The sequence below is a fragment of the Methylorubrum podarium genome (assembly GCF_040270385.1).
In the GTDB taxonomy this organism is placed as follows: domain Bacteria; phylum Pseudomonadota; class Alphaproteobacteria; order Rhizobiales; family Beijerinckiaceae; genus Methylobacterium; species Methylobacterium podarium.
In genome coordinates, this window is the sequence record NZ_JBELQE010000120.1 from 1 (window position 1) to 20,299 (window position 20,299).

The window sequence follows — 20,299 nt, forward strand, 5'->3', positions numbered from 1 at the left end:
CCCCTCCCCCTTGTGGGGAGGGGTTCGGGGTGGGGGTGGTGCAGAAGGCACCGCACCGCCTCGTTCTGAACCACCCCCACCTCCTGCCTCCTCCCCACAAGGGGGAGGAGAGGAGCGACGGCGGCCGAAGTGATCAACCGGAAACGGTATCAGGTCTCTTCGGAACCGGCGTTCCCCTCACCCGACCCCTTCGGGGGCCACCTTCTCCCGCGGAGGGGAGAGGGACGCGCTGCAAGGTTCCGATTTCGAAATCAGGCCGGTTCGACGCGCTCGAACGTCAGGTAGCTCGGGAGCCGCCCGGCGGCGAGGGCCTTGGCCTCGTAGCGGGTGCCCGGCCAACCGGGGAAGGGCCGGCGCCAGTCGTCGGCGCTCTCGGCGGTCCAGCGCAGGCGCAGGCAGCGGGCGGCGCGGACCAGGGTCCAGCCCACGTAATCGTCGATGTCGCTGGCGAAGCGGAAATGGCCGCCGGGGCGAAGCACCCGCGCGATCTCGGCGAGCGCGGCATCCGAGACGAAGCGGCGCTTGCGCTGGCGGCGCTTCGGCCAGGGATCGGGATAGAGCAGGTAGACGCGGGCGAGGCTCGCATCCGGCAGGGCGGCAAGCAGCGCGGTCGCGTCCTCGTCCCAGACGCGCACGTTGCGCAGGGACCGCTCGTCCACGGCGCGCAACAGCTTGACCACGCCGTTGACGAAGGGCTCGCAGCCGATGATGCCGGTCCGCGGATGGGCCTCGGCCTGGGCGGCGAGGTGCTCGCCGCCGCCGAAGCCGATCTCGAGCCAGACCTCGTCGACCGGCACCGGGAACAGGCCCGGCGGATTCAGGAACGCGCCGCGCTCGGGCAGCGCGACGCGGAGAGCGGGCAGCGCCCCTTCGAGGCGCTGCTCCTGGCCCGGCCGCAGCCGCTTGCCCTTGCGGCGCCCGTAGAAGGCGCGCTCGGCCTCGGCCGTCCCGCCCGTGTCGGGAGGGAGATCGTCATCCCTCCCCATCACGGTTCGGGCTCAGAAGGCCGATTTCAGCTTGGCCGCCAGATCGGTCTTCTCCCAGGAGAAGCCGCCGTCCGCATCGGGCTCGCGGCCGAAATGGCCGTAGGCCGAGGTGCGGGCGTAGATCGGCTTGTTCAGCTGGAGCGCCGTGCGGATGCCGCGGGGCGAGAGGTCGAGGGCGTCCATCAGGACCGACTCGAGCCGGGCCTCGTCCACGGTGCCGGTGCCGTGCAGGTCGACGTAGATCGACAGCGGCTTGGCGACGCCGATGGCGTAGGAGAGCTGGATCGTGGCGCGGCGGGCGAGGCCGGCGGCGACGACGTTCTTGGCGAGGTAGCGGGCGGCGTAGGCCGCCGAGCGGTCGACCTTGGTCGGATCCTTGCCGGAGAAGGCGCCGCCACCGTGGGGCGCCGCGCCGCCGTAGGTGTCGACGATGATCTTGCGGCCGGTGAGGCCGGCGTCGCCGTCGGGACCGCCGATCACGAACTTGCCGGTCGGGTTGACGTGCCAGACGGTGCTCTCGTTGACCCAGCCCTCCGGCAGGGCCTTGAGGATGTAGGGCTCGACGATGGCGCGCACGTCGGCCGAGTCGAGGGACTCGTCGAGGTGCTGGGTCGAGAGCACGATCTGCGTCACCTCGACCGGGCGGCCGTCGGCGTAGCGCACGGTGACCTGGCTCTTGGCGTCGGGGCCGAGCTTGGCCGCGTCGCCCTGCTTGGCCTTGCGGGCGTCGGCGAGATCTTTGAGGATCTTGTGGGCGTAGAAGATCGGGGCCGGCATCAGCGCCGGGGTCTCGTCGGCGGCGTAGCCGAACATGATGCCCTGGTCGCCCGCGCCCTCGTCCTTGTTGCCGGCGGCGTCCACGCCCTGGGCGATGTCGGCCGACTGGGCGTGCAGGTGGATGGCAACCTCGTTGTTCTTCCAGTGGAAGCCCGACTGCTCGTAGCCGATGTCGCGCACCGCCTCGCGGGTCAGCTCCTCGAGGTCCTTGAAGGTCACGGAATCGGGGCCGCGCACCTCGCCCGCGATCACGACGCGGTTCGTCGTCGTCAGCGTCTCGACGCCCAGGCGCGCCTCCGGCATCGCGGCGATGTAGGCGTCGACCACGGTGTCCGAGATCCGGTCGCTCACCTTGTCGGGGTGGCCTTCGGAGACGGATTCGCTGGTGAAGAGATAGTCGGAACGAGGCATCGTGCACCCCCGATTGTCGGGCGCGCCTCGTCGTACAACGGCGCTTGACCCGGTCTCCAGAGGCGCGGCTTGTCGCATCGGCGATACGGACGGTCAAGCCGGAATGGCGAAATCGTCCGTTTTATCGAACGATGTGGCACGGTTCGTCCGAACAGGAAGCCCGCGCCGGCAAGGACGTCCGGAACCGCGTGGACGGAGCCGAGGCCGGGGAGTGTCAGCTCTTGAGTTCGCGGCTCAGGGTTTCGACCGCAGCGGAGAGTTCGCGGCGCTGGTCCTCGCTGAACGTCTCGACGAACTGGCGGGCGAAGGCACGGGCAAGCTCAGACCAGGGCTCGGCGGCGTAAGGCTGCTGTCCGCTGTCCGAGAAACCGCGCTCCGTCTCCGGATCGGGATGGGGGATGCCGTCGAGGAAGTCGGAGACCGGGGTATTCGTGAGCCGGCTGAGGATCGCGAGGTGGATGGCGCTGATCCTGTTGACCCCCTTCTCGTACTTCTGGAGTTGGGCGGCCGACATCCCGAAGCTGTCGGCAACGGCGCGCTGCGTCAGCTTCGAGCGTTTGCGCTGCTCGGCAATACGGCGCCCGAGAAGGACGTCGCGCTCGTCGGTTTTCTGGCCTGCCATTGTCACCCCGCCCAAGCTCTTTTGGGCGATGCTTCGAACGAAACCTTACCCGGTGCAAGGCCGGAGGAAGTGGCAAAAGCAACGACACACAGAATATGTCATTTGTTAATGATGCGACGCCCCGCCGCACGCGTACCAGAAGACGATCGGACGTGAAGGCTGCAATCAGAACACACAAACGGAAAGTGGCGTCCCCGGCAGGGCTCGAACCTGCGACCCCAGGTTTCATCCCACTTCGACTTTCGTCGCCGCACTGTCCGTGCGTTCGTGGTCTGGACTATCCCTTCACCCTGGGCCTCGGACGAAGCCTTTAGGTGCCGCCCGTCTAGTCTCTACACCTTCCCGCGACCCGCGATGGGCTTCGGGCTTGGCTCGGGATCGGCAGGGCGCCGCGGCGCCGGAAGCTTTCCCCGAATTTGAGCGGATCCGCCGCGGGGTTTCCCATCGCGGCGCCCAATTGTGAAATCTAGGAAACCTGTGCTCTGTCCAGCTGAGCTACGGAGACGTCCGCACAGGCTTAGCATCATCGCACGGGACCGCCAACCGCTCCGATCCGGGACGGCGGAGGTGGTCCACCGCGCGTGGCGGGAGCGGCGCCGTCACCTGTGGCCCGGGAGACTCACGGGGCGACAATCCGCGATTGTGGGGTCTCGACGCCTTCGAGCGCCGCGATCCGGGCACTTTTCGCGCGGCATCCTCGCTCGGAACGAGAGGCCGAGCGCGAGCGGTGGTGATGGGGCGCGATGAGGGTCGCGGCGGTGTTCCCTGGGGGCGTCGAACGGGCCGCTGCGGCGCCCCGGCCCTGGCTTGGCTCCTCGCGACTGCCTGCGGTGGCAGCGTGACTCCGCAGAGCGCGTCGGCGGCCCCGCGCGCAGACGAATCCTGTCGGCCATCCCCGGCGCGGGAGGATCGCCTTGCCGATGTCGGAACGCGGGGCGAGCTGATCCTCGCCTCCGGCCGCCGGGCGGTGCTGTCCGGCCTGCGCTGGCCCGACGAGCCGGCGCTCGATGCGAACGCACGCGCCTGGCTCGTGGCCTTCCGCGGCGCGCCCCTCATCCTGACGGAGCGCGGTCCCGAGGACCGCTGGGGCCGCCGTCGCGCCGACGGGATCGCGGGCGAGGCCGAACCGGTCGATCTCGCCGGCGGGCTGGTCGCGGCCGGGCTCGCCTACGCCGATGCCGGCGAGGCCGAGGCGCTCTGCCGTCCGGCGCTCCGCGCCCTTGAGGAGGCGCCCCGTTCCGCCGGGCTCGGCCTGTGGGCCGGCGGCCCGCTCGCCGCGACCGACGGCGCGGCCCTGACGGCGCGGGCCGGGCGGTTCGCGGTGGTGGAGGGGCGCGTCCTGCATGTCGGCGAGCGGTCGGCGCGGACCTATCTCGACTTCGCTCGCCGAGGTGAGCAGGGCTTGACCGAAACGGTGCAGAAACGCACTTGGCGGACGCTGAGCGAACATGGTTTGTCGGCGGCCACGCTGAAGGGCCGCCTCGTGAGAATCCGCGGCATGGTCGAGATCGGGCGGGGACCGCTCATCGATCTGGCCGGCGTCGAAGGCATCGAGGTCGTCGAGGGGGAGCGGGCGCTGCGGCGCTAGAACGGCATGACGGGGGATCGGCAGAACGAGGCGACGCGGCGGACCCTGGGCGGACGCCGCCGGAAACGAATGGCCAAGGCCAGCGCGAGGACCGGCGCGTTGCTCGCGCTCGCGGGCCTGCTCGCCGCCTGCGCCGCCGACCAGACCGGGACCGTGCTCACGCCCGCGGTCATCAAGGTCCCCGAGCAGGCGCCCAAGACGACGGGGCGCACCCGCTCGGACGAGGCGGATCACGCCAAGCTCGTGGCCTCCTTCGGCGGCGAGTACCGCGCGCCGGCCGCCCACCGGCTGGTCAGCGAGATCACCGACCGCCTCGTGCGCGCCAGCGACCGGCCGGAGGAGAGCTACGCGGTCACGCTGCTCGACTCGCCCGTCGTCAACGCCTTCGCCCTTCCGAGCGGCCGGCTCTACGTCACCCGCGGGCTGCTGGCGCTCGCCAGCGACAGCTCGGAGGTCGCGGCGGTGCTCGCCCACGAGATCGCCCACGTCACGCTGCGCCACGCCACCGCCCGCAGCGAGATGGCCCTGCGCTCGCAGCTCGTGAGCCGCGTGGTCGCCGACGTGCTGAACGATCCGGTCACGGGGGCGCAGCTCGAGAGCCAGTCCAAGTTCACCCTCGCCCGCTTCTCCCGGGAGCAGGAGCTGGAGGCGGACGCCAACGGCGTGCGCGTGCTGGCCCAGGCCGGCTACGATCCCTTCGGCGCCGGCCGCTTCCTCGACGCGCTCCAGCGCACCATGGCGCTCAAGGCCGGCAACGGCAGCGCGGCCGAGCCCGACATGCTGGCGACCCATCCGGCCACCGCCGAGCGCATCGCGCTGGTCACCCGCGCGGCCCGGCGCATCGGCGCCCCCGGCCTCGGCGCCGACGACCGCGCCCCTTACCTCGCGGCGATCGACGGGATCGCCTACGGCGACAATCCCGGCGAGGGACTGGTGCGCGGCCGCCGCTTCCTGCATCCGGGCCTGAGCATCGCTTTCGAGGTGCCGGACGCCTTCGCCATCGAGAACACCCGCAACGCCGTGCTCGGCACCACGCCGGAGGGCAGCCGCCGCCTGCTGTTCGATCAGGTCGAGGCGAGCGGCGACCGCAGCCTGGAGGACGTGCTGCGTGCGACCTGGAACGACGGCATCGAGGCGGGATCGGTCGAGAACCGCATGATCGGCGGGCGCTCCGCCGTCACCGCGCTGTCGCGCGGCAAGGACTGGACCTTTCGGCTGGCGGCGATCCGCATGGGCGAGACCACCTACCGCATGATCATGGCGGCCAAGGGCGCGACCGATCCCGAGCCGGCCTTCCGGCGCTGGCTGGAGAGCCTGCGGCCGATCGAGCCGGAGGAAGCCGCCTCGCTCAAGCCGGCACATCTGCGGATCGTCACCGCCGCTCCCGGTGACACCGTGGAAGGCTTGGCCCGCCGCATGACGGTCCCCGACCGCGCCGTCGACCGCTTCCTCGTGCTCAACGGCCTGCAGCGGGGCGCCGCCCTCAAGCCCGGACAAGGCTACAAGCTCGTCGTCGAGTAGGGTTTCGGGCCGCCGGGCTTGCGTGTCCGGGGGCCGGCGCCTAGAGCATCGTCCCGAACGGTGGCCGCCGGCTTTCGGAAAAAGACGATGCAAAACAAAAGCCTAGAGCATCGTCCTGGATCCGATATCCGGGACGATGCTTTGGGCCCTTGGCCGCGAAACAGGTCCGACGTGCAGCGCCCCGATCCCCCAGCCGACACCGCCGTCGCGGTCGTGTTCTTCCGTCCCACGGCCGAGCAGGTCGCGCGGATCGTCGAGCGCTTCGCCGGGCGCATGACCGTCCTCGTCTACGACAACGGCGGCATCCCGCCCGATGCGCTGGCGCGGCTGCAGGGCGCGGAGGGGCTCACTCGGCTCGGCGAGGGGCGCAATCGCGGGATCGCCGCCGCCCTCAATGCGCTGGCCGAGGCGGCGGTCGCGGCGGGCTACGCCCGCCTGTTCCTGCTCGACCAGGACGCCGACGCCACGCCCGAGACGGCGCGACGCCTCGGCGACGCCCTGGACCGCGCCGCGGGTGCGGAGCCGCCCCCGGCTCTCGTCGGGCCGGCGCCCGCGCCGAAGCCCGGCCACAAGGCGCCCATCTACCCGCCGCGCCCCGGCGTGCCGCCCCGCGAACACCTTCGGCCGGTCGAGTTCCTGGCGACCTCCGGCTCGCTCGTGGATCTCGCCGCCTTCGCGCAGGTCGGCCCGTTCCGCGAGGACTTCTTCATCGACGCCGTCGATCTCGAATGGTGCTTTCGCGCCTGGGCGCGGGGCCGGAGCTGCTGGATGGACCCCGGCACCGCGATCCCGCACAGCGTCGGGCGCGGCACGATCCGGGCTCGCTTCCTTCCGGTGGCGATGCCCGACCAGCCGCTGTTCCGCATGGCGGTCTATGTCCGCAACACCGCCTATGGCTGGCGCCTGCCGCACGTGCCCGCCCGCTGGAAGCTGAAACAGGCCGCCTACCTGCCGCTGCAGATCGGGCTCTACTGGAGCCGGCACCGGTTCGCGCCCCGCGTGCTCGCGCGCCTGCTCGCGGCCCTGGCGCAGGGGCTTGCCGGGCGTCTCGGCCGGCCGGCGGACGCGCCGCCGTGACCGCGCCCCTCGACGTCGTCATCGTCAACTGGAATGCCGGGGACCAGCTCCGGGCCTGCCTCGCGAGCCTCGCGGCGAGCGACGGGGCGGAGCACCTGCGCGTCGTCGTCGTCGACAACGCCTCCGGCGACGGCTCGGCCGAGGGGCTGGACCGGCCTGGCCTCGCGCTCACGGTGCTGCGCAATGCGGACAACCGCGGCTTCGCCCGCGCCTGCAACCAGGGCGCGGCGCTGGGATCGGCCGATTCCATCCTGTTTCTCAACCCCGACACGCAGGTCAGCCGGGACGGCATCGCCGCCGCCCGTGCGCGGCTCGAGGCCGATCCCGGCACCGGCATCGTCGGCGCCCGGCTGATCGACGAGGCGGGGCGGACCCACCGGACCTGCGCCCGCCATCCGACGGGGCCGAGCCTGATCGCCCACACCCTGTTCCTCGACCGGCTGCTGCCCGGCCGCGTCGCGCCGCATTTCCTGCTCGAGTGGGACCACGCCGAGACGCGGCCCGTCGATGCGGTGATGGGGGCCTTCCTGATGATCCGGCGCCCGCTCTTCGCCCGGCTCGGCGGCTTCGACGAGCGCTTCTTCGTCTATTGGGAGGATGCCGACCTCTGCGCCCGCGCGGCGGCCGCGGGCTTCGCCGTGTGCCACGTCGCACAGGCCGAGATCCGCCACCGCGGCCAGGGCACCACCGAGGCGGTGAAGGATCGGCGCCTGTTCTACTTCCTGCGGGCGCAGGCGCTCTACGCGGACAAGCACCACGGCCGGGCGGCATCGCTGGCCGTGCTGGCCGCCGCGCTCACCGTGAACCTGCCGGTCCGCCTCGGCCGGGCCCTGATGAAGGGCTCGGCACGGGACGCGGGTGCGGTGATCCGCGCCGGGCGAATGCTGGCGGCGGCCCTGCCGGGCCTGTTGACCCGCGGCGGCCGATGAGGCTTGCCTTGCGGCGGGGGCATCTTGTCGTCCGCGGCGGCCTCCGTCATGGTGCCGCGCTCCGGACGGTCCCGCTTGCACCCGCGGCGGGCGGCTGAACGGGGAACGGAGTGCACGACAGCACGGACAAGCGTTCTCGACCGGCGGACCTGTCGCCCGCCCTGTACCGTGCGGCCTTCGACGGCGCGCCGGTGGGCCTCGCCGTGTTCACGCCCGACGGGCGCAGGATCCGCGCCGCCAACGCCTGCCTGTGCCGCTGGCTCGGCTACGCGCCGGGCACCCTCGACGGCCGCCCGACCGATCAGGTGATCGGCCGCGAAGCCTTCGGCGAGGGAAGCTCCGAGGTGAAGGCCGGCATCCGCCGCTGGCTGCGGGCCGACGGCGGCAGCCTCGATCTGCGCCTGACCCTCTCCGGCGAGGATGCGGTGGAAACGGTCGCGGTCGTGACCCTCGTCGATGCCGACGACCTGGTCCGGGCCGAGCAGAACCGCGATGCCCTGACGGCGGCGGGCCTCGGCGAGTGGCGCTGGGATCTCGTGACCGGGCAGATGGTGTTCTCGCGCCGCGCGGCGCAGATCCTCGGCTACGCGCCGGGACGCTCCGTCACCTGGGAGGGGATGCGGGGCCAGGTCGATCCGGAGGATGCTGAGCGGATCCAGGACGCGGTCGCCGCGGCCATCGCCGAGCGCCGGCCCTACGCCTTCCAGACCCGCTTCCGCCGCGCCACCGACGGCGCCGAGATCTGGATCGGCGCCCGCGGCGAGGCGCTGCTCGCCGCCGACGGCACACCGGTCGGCATCGTCGGCGTGGTGCAGGACGTGACCACCCGGGTCGAGGCGAGGGAGGCCCTGGCCGAGCGCGAGGAGCGCCTGCGGGTCGCCACCACGGTCGCCAATCTCGGCATCTTCGAGTGGCACGTCCTCGACGACCAGGCGACCTGGGAGAACGAGCGGATGTTCGCGGTCTTCGGGCGCCGCCCGGAGGAGGGCAGCATCGGCAAGTCCACCTTCCTCAAGCAGATCCTCCACCCCGACGACCGCCCCGTCTTCCGGCAGGCGATCCTGCGGGCGCTGCGCGAGGACACGATCCTCCACGCCACCGGCCGCATCCGCCGCCACGACGACGGGCAGTGGCGCACCATCGACATGGCCGGCCGGTTCGAGCGGACCCGGCCGGGCGGCCTGCCGCGGCGCCTGATCGGCGTCGTCGCCGACGTGACCGATCGCCACCTCTCCGAGGAGCGCCGCAGCCTTCTCATCCGCGAGCTGCACCACCGGGTGAAGAACACGCTCGCCACGGTCCAGGCCATCGTCGGCTCGACGGCGCGCACCGCCACCAGCATCGACAATTTCCACGAGGCCTTCGTCGGCCGCATCAAGTCGCTCGCCCACACCCACAGCGTGCTCACCGAGGCGACGTGGCAGACGGCGAGCCTGCGCGACCTGCTCGCCTCCGAGCTGATGCCCTATGCCGAGAGCGAGACCGAGACCTCGCCGGACCTGCGCATCGTCCTCGACGGCCCGGCGGTCGATCTGCCCTCCGAGATCGCGGTGCCGATCGGCATGGCGATCCACGAACTGACCACCAACGCCGCCAAGTATGGCGCCCTCTCGACGGGCCGGGGACGGGTCGTCATCACCTGGAGAGTCGAGGCCGGCGTGCTGCATCTCGACTGGCGCGAGAGCGGCGGTCCCCCGGTCGCCCCGCCGACCCGCCAGGGCTTCGGCTCACGCCTGCTGCAGCGGGTGCTGACCACGCAGGTCCAGGCGCAGATCACGACGGATTACGCGCCGGAAGGGTTCCATCTGACGCTCGCCGCGCCGCTGCCGGAGCGCAACCCGGCGCTCAACCCGCTGGCCTAACGGGCGGGCGTCCGCCCCCCTCGCGGTGTCACGGCCGCGGATGCCGGCGCCGCCGTTCATGCCTCGGACGTCCGCGCGCCGATCGATCGCTTCCCCGACGCTCGCGATGACGGAGGAGACACCGAAGCGCTCAGCCGGTAACCGAATCAAACCTCGTGACGGCCTGACGCGGCGCTTTATGACCGAAAACCCTTTCATCCGGCGCCTGAACTTAAGACTCCATCAAACACCGCGCATTGCCGTTGTGGCGAATCATGATTATTGGGCCGCAATCCGATCTGGTTTCGGCTAGAAGAGGCGATATCGGTAGTTCCGCGAAGGCCCCCGGACGAGGCGGCCCGCGGGCGGGGGCTCGAATACGGTGGCGCGGTTTCTTCGTCTTGCTCGGATGCGGACAATCCCGATGGGACGTCCGCGGCGACTCGTCGGCGCGACGGCGCTGATCCTGGGCCTCACCCTCTCCTCGACCGCGGTGCTCGCCTACGCCGACCTGCTGCCGCACGACCTCGACATCGATCTCGGCCTGTTCGAGACCGCGGAGCCCGCTGGCCTTCCGCACGTCGCCCAGAAGATCGCCCTGGGCGGGCCGCTGACCATCGTCGCCTTCGGCTCCTCCTCGACGGAGGGCGTCGGCGCCAGCAACCCCGCCGCCGCCTATCCCGCCCGCCTCGAAGCGGGGCTGCGGCGCGCCCTGCCGCATCTCGGCGGCCGGATCACCGTGACGAACCGCGGCGTCGGCGGCGAGGCCGTGGACGAGATGCTGGCCCGGCTCGACCGGGACGTGATCGCGCCCCGGCCCGATCTCGTGATCTGGCAGACCGGCAGCAACGATGCGCTGCGCGGCATCTCCCTCGACCATTTCCGCGAGGCGAGCGCGGCGGCGCTGGAGCGCATCCGCGCGGCGGGCATCGACGTGGTGCTGATGGAGCCGCAATGGTGCCCGGCGCTGGACGCCACGCCCGGCGCCGATCGGTTCCGCGACGCGGTGCGCGCGCTGGGCCACGACCTCGACATCCCGGTGATCCGCCGCTCCGACCTGATGCGCGACTGGATCGGCCAGGGCCGCCTGACCCGCACCGAGCTGTTCGCGAGCGACGGCCTGCACATGGCGGATGGCGGTTACGCCCTGCTCGCCGAGGCCGCGCAGGACACGGTGCTCGACGGCGCCGAGGCCGCACCGGTCGCCGTCGCCGAGGCGGGGACGGATTGACGCGATCCGTCGGGGCGGCCCGCTTCGCCCGTTGTCTCGCAGCCGGTCTCCTGCTCGCGGGCACGCCCGCCGGGGCGATCGATCTGCGCCTGTTGCCCGAGAATCCGCGCTACGCCCGCAACAAGACCTGCGCGGACGTCACCGTGATGGCGCCGGCCCGCCGGCCCGGCACGCATCCGCTCGACGACCGGATCAGCCCCAACCCGGCCCTGTCGCCGATGAGCCAGGGCGACAGCGCGATCTGCTTCGCCTACGCCACCGCCGACATGATCTCGCAGCGCGTCGGCGTCACCGTCTCGGCGCTGGATGTGGCCACCCGCTACTACTTCGCCGACCCGGCCGGCCTGACGCACAGCCGCGACCGCGCCTTGCGGCGCTACCTGAGCCGGCATCCCGACCTCGCGGAGGAGATCGCCGAGAGCCGCAACGACACCGAGGCGAGCCGCGAGCGCAACCCGCAGCGAAAGCCCTATTTCGACAAGCTTGAGGACGGGCAGGAGGCGGCGGCGACGCTCCTCTACAATCTCGGCGGCCTTTGCACCGACCGGGACCTGCCCTCCTTCGACGGCTACGGCCAGCACACCCGCACCTTCGGCGCCCTGCGCTGGCGCAGCCGCGTCGCCGCCCCCAAGATCTCGTGGCGCAGCCTCGGCGGAACGGTGCCGCGGCTGCGCGACCCGGCAACCGATGCCTTCAACGCCGGCTGGATCGCCCATGTCGAGCGGCGCTGCCGGCGGAAGCCCCTGCCGGTGCCGCTGGTCCCGGTCTCGGATTCGATCGCCGACAACCAGCTCGACTTCATGGACAAGGCGGCGCGCCGGGAGCCCGGCCTCGCGGCCGGCAGCGACCGGCTGATGGCGATGATCGACTACGCCCTCGACCGGGGCCGGCTGCCGGTGATCGGCTATTCCTGGTACGTGCTGGAGGAGCGCCTGCCGAAGGACCCTGACATCGCCGCCGACCATTCTAGCCCGATCATCGCCCGGCGCAGGGCGGGCGGGCGCTGCCAGTACCACCTGCAGGACAATACCGGCGAGTACTGCGCCCGGATGCGGCCCGGCATCCGCGAACGCTGCGACCTCGGCCGGGTCTGGCTCGACGAGGACGAGTTGCGCGCCTCGCTCTACAGCGTGATCTATCTGCGGTAGACCGCGAGAGATGGGAGGATACGGGCCATGACGATCGAGATCGGTTTCCTCCTCTTCCCCCGGGTGCAGCAGCTCGATCTCACCGGTCCCTACGAGGTGCTGGCCATGGTGCCCGGCGCCCGCGTCCACCTCGTCGCGAGAACGCTGGATCCGGTCGCGAGCGCCACCGGCCTCGTGCTGACGCCGACCGTCACCTTCGCCGAATGCCCGGTCCTCGACGTGCTCTGCGTGCCCGGCGGTTCGGGCGTGAACCCGCTGATGGAGGATGCCGAGACCCTCGACTTCCTGCGCCGTCGGGCGGAGGGCGCGCGCTATCTCACCTCCGTCTGCACCGGCGCCCTGGTTCTCGGCGCGGCGGGGCTCCTGCGGGGCCGGCGCGCCACCACGCATTGGGCGGCCCACGACCTCCTCGCCGCCTTCGGCGCGATCCCGACGCAGGGGCGGGTGGTGCGTGACGGCAACCTGATCACCGGCGGCGGCGTGACCGCGGGCATCGATTTCGGCCTGACGCTCGCCGCGGAACTGACCGACGAGGCGACCGCGAAGGCGATCCAGCTCCACCAGGAATACGCCCCGGCCCCGCCCTTCGACGCCGGCCGCCCCGAGACCGCCGCGCCCGAGATCCTCGCCGCCGCCCGCGAGCGGCTGGCGGCGACGCGCCGGGAGCGGGAGGCGATCGTGGCGCGGGTGACGGGGATGCCGGGCTGAGGCCTAGAAGCCGTCCGCCTCCTGCGCCTCACCGAGAAGGCCGCCCATCACGTCGAGGCAGCTCTGCAGGATGTAGGCGGCGGCGAGCTTGTCCACGAGTTCGCCGCGGCGCGCGCGGGAAGCGTCGGCCTCCAGCAGGGTGCGGGTGACGGCGGCGGTGGAGAGGCGCTCGTCGAAGAACAGGACCGGCAGCGGCAGCAGCGGCTTGAGGTTGCGGGCAAAGCTCCGGCTCGATTGCGCCCGGGGCCCTTCCGTGCCGTCCATGTTGAGCGGCAGGCCGATCACGAGGCCGCCGACGGAGTGGGTCGCGCAGAGCGAAACGATCCGCTGCGCGTCCGGCGTGAACTTCACCCGGCGGATCGTCTCCAGCGGCGAGGCGATCTGCCGGCCGACATCGGACAGGGCAAGCCCGATGGTCTTGGTGCCGAGATCGAGCCCGATCAGGCGCGGGGCGCCGGCCGAGGCCTCGGCGAAGGCCGCGATCTCCTCCCGGTTCACGAAGCCGCCGCTCCGAGTTGCTCCAGGGCCGCCGCGTCGTCGCCCTCGAAGGTCGCGGGCAGCGGACCTTCTCCCTCGCCGAGGATGTGCAGCACCTCGAGGCCCTGAAGCCCGCGCAGGAGGGTGGCGAGGTCGGCACCGCCGAAATGCACCGTCTCCAGATCGGCGCACAGCACCCAGATGTCGTATTCGGGAAAACCCGGCGTCACGTCGAAGAACAGGAAGTCGCCGCGCTCGGTCTGCCCGAAGAAGCAGGCCCGCTCCATCAGCTCGGCGTCGGCGTCCCCCTCGATGGTGAAGCGGTGCGGTTCGTCGCTGTCCCCGTCGCGCAGGCCGTCGAGGGCGAGCGCCACGCCGTGCGAAATCAGGTGCGCGCGCGAAGCCAGATCGGCCGCCTCCACCGGAACCGGGGTGAAGATGCGCAGATGCCCGCCGATCCGCCCGGCGCCGCATTCCTGCGCGAAGCTGCGGTAGCTGTGGGGGAGGGGGAAGCCGAGCTGCGCCTCGGCGCGGGCGAGATCCGCCTCGCTCGAGACGAGACCCGGACGGAAGCTCCGGAAGACGCTGTCCCACATGCCCCGTCCTCCCCCACACCCGACGAGCGACGGGCTTACGCCCGGCCGCGCGGACTTGTCCACCGCGCAGATTAACCAAGCCGGGCGGTTCTCCGTGTCGGGATGGAGCGGGCGACGGAAAGCGGTGTTAAGGCTTCGTTAACCACCCCGGAGCCGCCCGTCCCCCATGCTGCCGCCTGCCGCCCGCTTCGGATCAGGCCGCCTCTCGCGGCGGCACACGCTGATGCTGATGCTCGCCCTCGAGATCCTCGTCGTCGGGGCCTACAACGCCGACCGCTACCGCCGCCCCGGCATCAGCGTGGACGTGCCGGCGACGCGGGGCCACGTCATCGTCTGAGCTGCCCTCCCTCGCCGGCCCGGCCGTGAGCGTTGCCCCGCCGCGAAGGCGGGTGCTATAGCCCGGCCGATCCTGACGCGGGCCGTTTCCCGCGACTGAGGCATTTGGTTTCGCATCGTCTTTTTCCGAGAGCCGGCAACGCCCTTTCGGAACGATGCTCGGGCAGGCGAGGCGACACGGGCAGCATGTCGGTCGACGAGACAACGGTACGGCGCATCGCGCATCTGGCCCGCATCGCGGTCACCGACGAGGAGGTCGGCCCGTTGCAGGGCGAGCTCAACGCGATCCTCGCCTTCGTGGAGCAGCTCGGCGCCGTCGATGTCGAGGGCGTCGAGCCGATGACCTCCGTCACCCCGATGCGCATGAAGAAGCGCGCGGACGTGGTGAACGAGGGCGGCCGGGCGAGCGACATCGTCGCCAACGCCCCCGAGACCGAGGACAACTATTTTCTCGTGCCGAAGGTCGTCGAGTAAGGAATCTCGGCATCGTCGGAGCGGCTTCTCCGGCCCACCGCGGAGGCGAACCAACGCCCGCGGGGCCGGGCGCGTAGATCTGGAACGGGCATGACGGCACTCAACGAACTCACTCTGGCCGAGGCCCGCGACGGGCTGAAGGCCAAAGACTTCTCCGCCCGCGAGATCGCGCAGGCGCATCTCGACGCGATCGACCGGGCGAAGGCGCTCAACGCCTACATCGTCGCGACGCCGGACCGCGCCCTGAAAATGGCCGACGTCTCCGACGAGAAGATCGCCAAGGGCGAGGCCCGCCCCCTCGAAGGGCTGCCGCTCGGCATCAAGGACCTGTTCGCGACGCAAGGCGTCCACACCACGGCGGGCTCCAAGATCCTCGAAGGGTTCGAGCCGCACTACGAATCGAACGTCTCGACCCAGCTCTGGCGCGACGGCGCGGTGATGCTGGGCAAGCTCAACCTCGACGAGTTCGCCATGGGCTCGTCCAACGAGACCAGCGCCTACGGCAAGGCGATCTCGCCCTGGCGCCGCCAGGGCTCGGACGCGCCGCTGGTGCCCGGCGGCTCGTCCGGCGGCTCGGCGGCGGCGGTGGCAGCCCATCTGTGCCTCGGCGCCACCGCCACCGATACCGGCGGCTCGATCCGTCAGCCGGCGGCCTTCACCGGCACCGTCGGCATCAAGCCGACCTACGGCCGCTGCTCCCGCTGGGGCATCATCGCCTACGCCTCCTCCCTCGATCAGGCCGGCCCGATCGCCCGGACGGTGCAGGATTGCGCGATCCTGCTCGGCTCCATGGCCGGACACGACCCGCGCGACACCACCTCGGTCGACCTGCCGGTGCCGGATTTCGAGGCGGCGATCGCCCGGGGCGTGAAGGGCCTCACCATCGGCATCCCGAAGGAGTACCGGGTCGAGGGCATGCCCGCCGAGATCCAGCGGCTCTGGGACCAGGGCGCGGACTGGCTGCGGGAGGCCGGCGCGACGATCAAGGAGATCTCGCTGCCGCACACGCCATACGCGCTGCCGGCCTACTACATCGTGGCGCCGGCGGAAGCCTCCTCCAACCTCGCCCGCTACGACGGCGTGCGCTACGGCCTGCGGGTTCCCGGCAAGGATATCGCCGGGATGTACGAGAACACCCGCGCCGCCGGCTTCGGCCGCGAGGTGAAGCGGCGCATCATGATCGGCACCTACGTGCTGTCGGCGGGCTACTACGACGCCTACTACGTGCGGGCCCAAAAAATCCGGACGCTGATCAAGCGCGACTTCGAGGCGGCCTACGCCTCCGGGATCGACGCGATCCTCACCCCGGCGACGCCCTCGGCCGCCTTCGGCATCGGCGAGATGGCCTCGGCCGACCCGGTCGAGATGTATCTCAACGACGTGTTCACCGTGACCGTGAACATGGCCGGCCTGCCGGGCATCTCGGTGCCGGCCGGCCTCGACGCGCAGGGGCTGCCGCTGGGCCTTCAGCTTATCGGGCGTCCCTTCGACGAGGAGACGCTGTTCGCCGCCGCGCAGACGATCGAGAACGCGGCCGGGCGGATCAGCCTGCCGAAGGCGTGGTGGGCGTGAACGCGGCACCCGTCGTCCCGGTCTATGCGTTCTCGGTCTGGATCCAGGCCGGGTTCGATCCCCTGCTGATCGCCGTGGCGGTCTTCCTCGGCTGGAAGGCGGACCAGTTCGGCAAGGTGTTCATCGCCGCGATCGCCGCGCTCGCGGTCTCGGTGCTGTTCGCGTGGCTCGTCACGCGGATCGGCCTGCCCTGGCCGGCTCCCGTGGCGGCCGACCTGCCGACGTTCTTTCCGGTGCGGACCGTGTCGGCGTTTCTCTGGGCGGCGCTCGGGTACGTGGCGCGGCGGATGCTGAGGCGCTGAGGCGCCGACCTCCCGTTCCGGCGCGATCCCTGGAGGATCCTTCGAGGCCGCTTCGCGGCACCTCAGGATGAGGTGGTCGGGCGGGATAAGCCGGCTCGGGTGGACGGGCGTTTCGCCAGGAACTGCACCCTATCCCAATCCCCGGCGACCAAGGCTTCCTTCTTGGCCCGGCACCAGCCCTTGATCCGGCGCTCGGCCGCGACCGCATCGGCGATCCGGTCGAACCATTCCGCGTAGACCAGTGTCACCGGGCGACGGTGATAGGTGTAGCCGATACGGGTTCCGGCCTGGTGCTCGGCCAACCGCTTGTCGAGGGATTCCCCGCGGGCTGAGCCGACGTAATAGCTGCCGTCAGCGCACCGCAGCATGTAGACGAACGCAGTCAAGACGGCCTCGGCGCAACGGAAAGGACTTTGACCTTCCCGGATTCGCCACCTCCGCTCAACGGAGATGGGATCCACTCCTCATGCTGAGGTGCGCGCGGCACGCGCGCCTCGAAGCACGCGCGCCGCGTCTCCCACCCGCTACTCAGCCGGCACCGAGTGCCCGTGAGGCGCGGGCGCCGCGTCGGGCGCGGCCTCGGCGTTCTCGCCCGCGGCCACGTCCTTGCGGCGGAACAGACGCATCACCACCACGAAGAACACCGGCACGAAGAACACCGCGAGCACGGTGGCCGAGATCATGCCGCCCATCACGCCGGTGCCGATGGCCTGCTGGCTCTTCGAGGCGGCCCCCGTCGCGATGGCGAGCGGCACCACGCCGAAGATGAAGGCGAGCGAGGTCATCACGATCGGACGGAAGCGCAGGGTCGCCGCCTGGATCGTCGCCTGGACGATGTTGGTGCCGGGCTTCCACAGGTCCTTGGCGAACTCCACGATCAGGATCGCGTTCTTCGCCGACAGGCCGATGATCGTGATGAGCCCGATCTTGAAGTAGACGTCGTTGGGCATGCCGCGCAGGTACACCGCCGCCACCGAGCCGATCACGCCGAGCGGGATGACGAGCAGCACCGAGATCGGGATCGCCCAGCTCTCGTAGAGCGCGGCGAGGCACAGGAACACGATCAGCACCGAGAGGGCGAGGAGCAGCGAGGCCTGGGAGCCCGCCTTCTTCTCCTGCTCGGACTGGCCGGTCCAGGTGTAGCCGAAGCCCTTCGGCATCCGCGTCATCAGCCGCTCCATCTCGGCGATGGCGTCGCCCGAGGTGTAGCCCGGCGCCGGCTCGCCGGTGAGGCGGACCGACTGGTAGCCGTTGAAGCCGACGATCTGGCTCGGCCCCATGCTCCACTTCAGGTCGGCGAAGGAGGACATCGGCACCATGGTGCCCTGGCTGTTCTTCACCGCGTAGTTGAGGATGTCGGCCGCCTGCATGCGCTGCAGCTGCTCCGCCTGCACGTAGACGCGCTGCATCTTGCCGAGGTTCGGGAAGTCGTTGGTGTAGACCGAACCCAGGTTGACCTGGATCGCGTCGTTGATGTCCTCGAACTTCACGCCGAGCGCGGCCGCCTTCTCGCGGTCGATGATGAGCTCGGCCTGGGGCGTCGGCGGAAGGCCCTCGACCTTCACCTTCTGCAGGATCGGGCTCTGCCGGGCCAGCGACAGCAGCTGCGTCTCCGCGGCGGCGAGCGCCGAGTAGCCCTTCTGCGCCCGGTCCTGCAGGCGGAACGAGAAGCCCGCCGCGTTGCCGAGGTTGTCCACCGGCGGCGGCTCCTGGGCGTCGACGACGGCGTCGCGGTAGCCCGCCAGCGCCGCGTTGGTGCCGGCCACGAGGGCGGCGGCCGAATTCGCCGCGTAGCGCTCGGACCAGGGCTTCAGGGTAACGAAGGCCTGGCTCAGGTTCGGTCCCTGGCCCGAGAACGAGAAGCCGTTGAGCGTGGTCACCGTGGCGACGCCCGGTTGGGCCAACAAGTGCTCCTCCACCTTGCGCACGGCCGCTTGCGTCCGGTTGAACGAGGCGCCGGGGGGCGTCTGGATGTCGACGGTGAAGAAGCCCTGGTCCTCGATCGGCAGGAAGCCCTCGGGCAGGCGCAGGAAGGCGAAGGCGGTGCCGGCGACGAGGATCATGTAGATCACCATCACCCGGCCGGACTTCTTGATGCACCACGTCGCCCCGCGTCCGTAGCGGGCGGTCTCGCGATCGACGATCCGGTTGAACCAGCCGAAGAAGCCGCCCTTGGCGTGGCCGTGGCCCTTCTCGACCGGCTTCAGCAGCGTGGCGCAGAGCGCCGGGGTCAGGGTCAGCGCCAGCAGCGCCGAGAAGGCGATCGACGTCACCATCGCGATCGAGAACTGGCGGTAGATGATGCCGACCGAGCCGGGGAAGAACGCCATCGGGATGAACACCGCGACGAGCACCAGCGTGATGCCGATGATGGCGCCGGTGATCTGCTCCATCGCCTTGGCGGTCGCCTCCTTCGGCGGCAGCCCCTCCTCGTTCATGATGCGCTCAACGTTCTCGACGACGACGATCGCGTCGTCCACGAGGATGCCGATGGCGAGCACCATGCCGAACATCGTCAGCACGTTCACCGAGAAGCCGGCGAGCAGCATCACCGTCACGGTGCCGAGCAGGGCGATCGGCACGACGATGGTCGGGATCAGGGTGTAGCGGATGTTCTGCAGGAACAGGAACATCACGATGAAGACCAGCACCACTGCCTCGACGAGGGTCATCATGACCTTCTTGATCGAGGCCTTCACGGCGGGCGTGATGTCGTAGGGGATGTCCCACTTCAGGCCCGGCGGGAAGAACTGCGACAGCTCCTCCATCTTGGCGCGGATGGCGCCCGCGGTCTGCAGCGCGTTGCCGTCGGGGGCGAGCGTCACCGAGATGCCCGCCGCCTCGCCGCCGTTGAGGCGGGTCGAGAACTGGTAGGCGTCGCCGCCGAGTTCGATCCGAGCCACGTCGCGCAGGCGCACGTTCGAGCCGTCGGGGTTGGCCCGCAGCACGATCGCGCCGAAATCGTCCACGGTGCTGAGCTGGCCCTTGACGATGATGGGCGAGAAGACCGCGTGATCGACCGGGCTCGGCTGCGCGCCGACGGCGCCGGAGGCGATCTGGATGTTCTGGTTGCGGATCGCCTCGGTCACGTCGCCGGGCGTCAGCGACAGGCCGCGCAGCTTGTCGGGATCGACCCAGACGCGAAGCGAGCGCTCGGTCGAGTAGAGGGTGGCGCGGCCCACCCCCGGGATGCGGCGGATCTCGTTGATCACGTTGCGCATAAGGAAGTCGCCGAGACCGATCTCGTCCATCTTCCCGTCGGTCGAGACCAGGGTGATGATGTTGAGGGTCGCGGCCGACGCCTCCTCCACGAGGATGCCGTTCTGGCGCACCTCCGCGGGCAGGCGTGCCTCGACGCGCTTGAGGCGGTTCTGCACCTCGACCGAGGCGAGCGCCGGGTCGGTGCCGGGCTCGAAGGTCGCGGTGATGTTGATCGAGCCGAAGGAGTCGGTGGTCGACTCGAAGCTCATGATGTTGGCCGCGCCGTTCAGCTCGTCCTCGATCAGGCGGGTCGTGCCCGTGTAGAGGCTCTCCACCGAGGCGCCGGGGAAGGCGGTCGAGAGGGCGATCGAGGGCGGCGCGATCACCGGGTACTGCGCCACCGGCAGCAGCGGGATCGACAGGGCGCCCCCCAGGATGATGAACAGGGCGACCACCCAGGCGAAGACCGGCCGGTCGATGAAGAAGCGGGCCATTAGGGGCT

19 protein-coding genes are annotated in these 20,299 nt (G+C 70.9%); 12 read left to right on the forward strand and 7 right to left on the reverse strand.

Annotated elements, in window-relative coordinates:
* Positions 1 to 251: 251 nt before the first annotated feature.
* The 3 genes from trmB to ABS772_RS23050 form a co-directional block, all read right to left on the reverse strand.
* Complete coding sequence (gene trmB, locus ABS772_RS23040; RefSeq protein ID WP_350397014.1) at positions 252 to 989, reverse strand: tRNA (guanine(46)-N(7))-methyltransferase TrmB; 738 nt, start codon at positions 987 to 989, stop codon at positions 252 to 254.
* A 9-nt stretch (positions 990 to 998) separates the two neighbouring features.
* Complete coding sequence (gene metK, locus ABS772_RS23045) at positions 999 to 2,174, reverse strand: methionine adenosyltransferase (RefSeq protein WP_350397015.1); 1,176 nt, start codon at positions 2,172 to 2,174, stop codon at positions 999 to 1,001.
* Positions 2,175 to 2,388: 214 nt separating this feature from the next.
* Positions 2,389 to 2,796 carry a helix-turn-helix domain-containing protein gene (locus tag ABS772_RS23050; protein ID WP_238256020.1) on the reverse strand — a complete coding sequence of 136 codons (408 nt, stop codon included), beginning with the start codon at positions 2,794 to 2,796 and terminating at the stop codon, positions 2,389 to 2,391.
* A 733-nt stretch (positions 2,797 to 3,529) separates the two neighbouring features.
* Between ABS772_RS23050 and ABS772_RS23055 the strand changes: the two genes are divergently transcribed.
* The 8 genes from ABS772_RS23055 (at position 3,530) to ABS772_RS23090 (ending at position 12,839) form a co-directional block, all read left to right on the forward strand.
* Complete coding sequence (locus tag ABS772_RS23055) at positions 3,530 to 4,384, forward strand: DNA-binding protein (RefSeq protein ID WP_407943012.1); 855 nt, start codon at positions 3,530 to 3,532, stop codon at positions 4,382 to 4,384.
* Between the two features lie 6 nt (positions 4,385 to 4,390).
* Complete coding sequence (locus ABS772_RS23060) at positions 4,391 to 5,905, forward strand: M48 family metalloprotease (protein ID WP_350397017.1); 1,515 nt, start codon at positions 4,391 to 4,393, stop codon at positions 5,903 to 5,905.
* Positions 5,906 to 6,076: 171 nt separating this feature from the next.
* On the forward strand, positions 6,077 to 6,982 hold the full coding sequence (locus tag ABS772_RS23065; RefSeq protein ID WP_350397018.1) for a glycosyltransferase family protein: 906 nt from the start codon (positions 6,077 to 6,079) through the stop codon (positions 6,980 to 6,982).
* Positions 6,979 to 7,911, forward strand: a complete 933-nt coding sequence (locus ABS772_RS23070; protein ID WP_350397020.1) for a glycosyltransferase family 2 protein — start codon at positions 6,979 to 6,981, stop codon at positions 7,909 to 7,911. The genes ABS772_RS23065 and ABS772_RS23070 overlap by 4 nt, the downstream gene beginning before the upstream one ends.
* Positions 7,912 to 8,021: 110 nt before the next feature.
* Positions 8,022 to 9,773, forward strand: a complete 1,752-nt coding sequence (locus tag ABS772_RS23075) for a sensor histidine kinase (RefSeq protein ID WP_350397021.1) — start codon at positions 8,022 to 8,024, stop codon at positions 9,771 to 9,773.
* A 403-nt stretch (positions 9,774 to 10,176) separates the two neighbouring features.
* Entirely contained in the window at positions 10,177 to 10,983 is an 807-nt protein-coding gene (locus ABS772_RS23080; protein ID WP_407943013.1) for an SGNH/GDSL hydrolase family protein, read from the forward strand.
* Positions 10,980 to 12,131 carry a hypothetical protein gene (locus tag ABS772_RS23085; RefSeq protein ID WP_350397024.1) on the forward strand — a complete coding sequence of 384 codons (1,152 nt, stop codon included), beginning with the start codon at positions 10,980 to 10,982 and terminating at the stop codon, positions 12,129 to 12,131. The genes ABS772_RS23080 and ABS772_RS23085 overlap by 4 nt, the downstream gene beginning before the upstream one ends.
* Before the next feature lie 27 nt (positions 12,132 to 12,158).
* Positions 12,159 to 12,839: a DJ-1/PfpI family protein gene (locus ABS772_RS23090; protein ID WP_238255237.1), complete on the forward strand. Its 681-nt coding sequence runs from the start codon at positions 12,159 to 12,161 to the stop codon at positions 12,837 to 12,839.
* A gap of 3 nt (positions 12,840 to 12,842) precedes the next feature.
* On the opposite strand, the gene ruvX is transcribed toward ABS772_RS23090, so the two are convergent.
* Positions 12,843 to 13,337: a Holliday junction resolvase RuvX gene (gene ruvX, locus ABS772_RS23095; protein ID WP_350397025.1), complete on the reverse strand. Its 495-nt coding sequence runs from the start codon at positions 13,335 to 13,337 to the stop codon at positions 12,843 to 12,845.
* The gene (locus ABS772_RS23100; protein ID WP_350397026.1) at positions 13,334 to 13,912 is read right to left on the reverse strand and encodes an SMI1/KNR4 family protein; all 579 of its coding nucleotides are present in this window, start codon (positions 13,910 to 13,912) and stop codon (positions 13,334 to 13,336) included. The genes ruvX and ABS772_RS23100 overlap by 4 nt, the downstream gene beginning before the upstream one ends.
* Before the next feature lie 166 nt (positions 13,913 to 14,078).
* On the opposite strand from ABS772_RS23100, the gene ABS772_RS23105 reads away from it, so the two are divergent.
* The 4 genes from ABS772_RS23105 to ABS772_RS23120 all read left to right on the forward strand — a co-directional run bounded on the left by ABS772_RS23105 (position 14,079) and on the right by ABS772_RS23120 (position 16,596).
* Positions 14,079 to 14,249 carry a hypothetical protein gene (locus ABS772_RS23105; RefSeq protein ID WP_350397027.1) on the forward strand — a complete coding sequence of 57 codons (171 nt, stop codon included), beginning with the start codon at positions 14,079 to 14,081 and terminating at the stop codon, positions 14,247 to 14,249.
* Positions 14,250 to 14,434: 185 nt separating this feature from the next.
* The gene (gene gatC / locus ABS772_RS23110) at positions 14,435 to 14,722 is read left to right on the forward strand and encodes an Asp-tRNA(Asn)/Glu-tRNA(Gln) amidotransferase subunit GatC (RefSeq protein ID WP_350397028.1); all 288 of its coding nucleotides are present in this window, start codon (positions 14,435 to 14,437) and stop codon (positions 14,720 to 14,722) included.
* A gap of 90 nt (positions 14,723 to 14,812) precedes the next feature.
* A complete protein-coding gene (gatA, locus tag ABS772_RS23115; protein ID WP_350397029.1) occupies positions 14,813 to 16,294 on the forward strand; it encodes an Asp-tRNA(Asn)/Glu-tRNA(Gln) amidotransferase subunit GatA in 1,482 nt (493 codons plus the stop codon).
* Positions 16,291 to 16,596, forward strand: coding sequence for a hypothetical protein (locus tag ABS772_RS23120; RefSeq protein WP_350397030.1), 306 nt, complete (start codon positions 16,291 to 16,293; stop codon positions 16,594 to 16,596). Before gatA ends, ABS772_RS23120 begins: the two co-directional genes overlap by 4 nt.
* 62 nt (positions 16,597 to 16,658) lie before the next feature.
* On the opposite strand, the gene ABS772_RS23125 is transcribed toward ABS772_RS23120, so the two are convergent.
* Positions 16,659 to 16,982 (reverse strand): GIY-YIG nuclease family protein, encoded by a 324-nt coding sequence (locus tag ABS772_RS23125; RefSeq protein ID WP_350397031.1) that lies wholly within the window; start codon positions 16,980 to 16,982, stop codon positions 16,659 to 16,661.
* A gap of 138 nt (positions 16,983 to 17,120) precedes the next feature.
* Positions 17,121 to 20,291, reverse strand: a complete 3,171-nt coding sequence (locus tag ABS772_RS23130) for a multidrug efflux RND transporter permease subunit (RefSeq protein ID WP_350397032.1) — start codon at positions 20,289 to 20,291, stop codon at positions 17,121 to 17,123.
* Positions 20,292 to 20,299 lie beyond the last annotated feature (8 nt).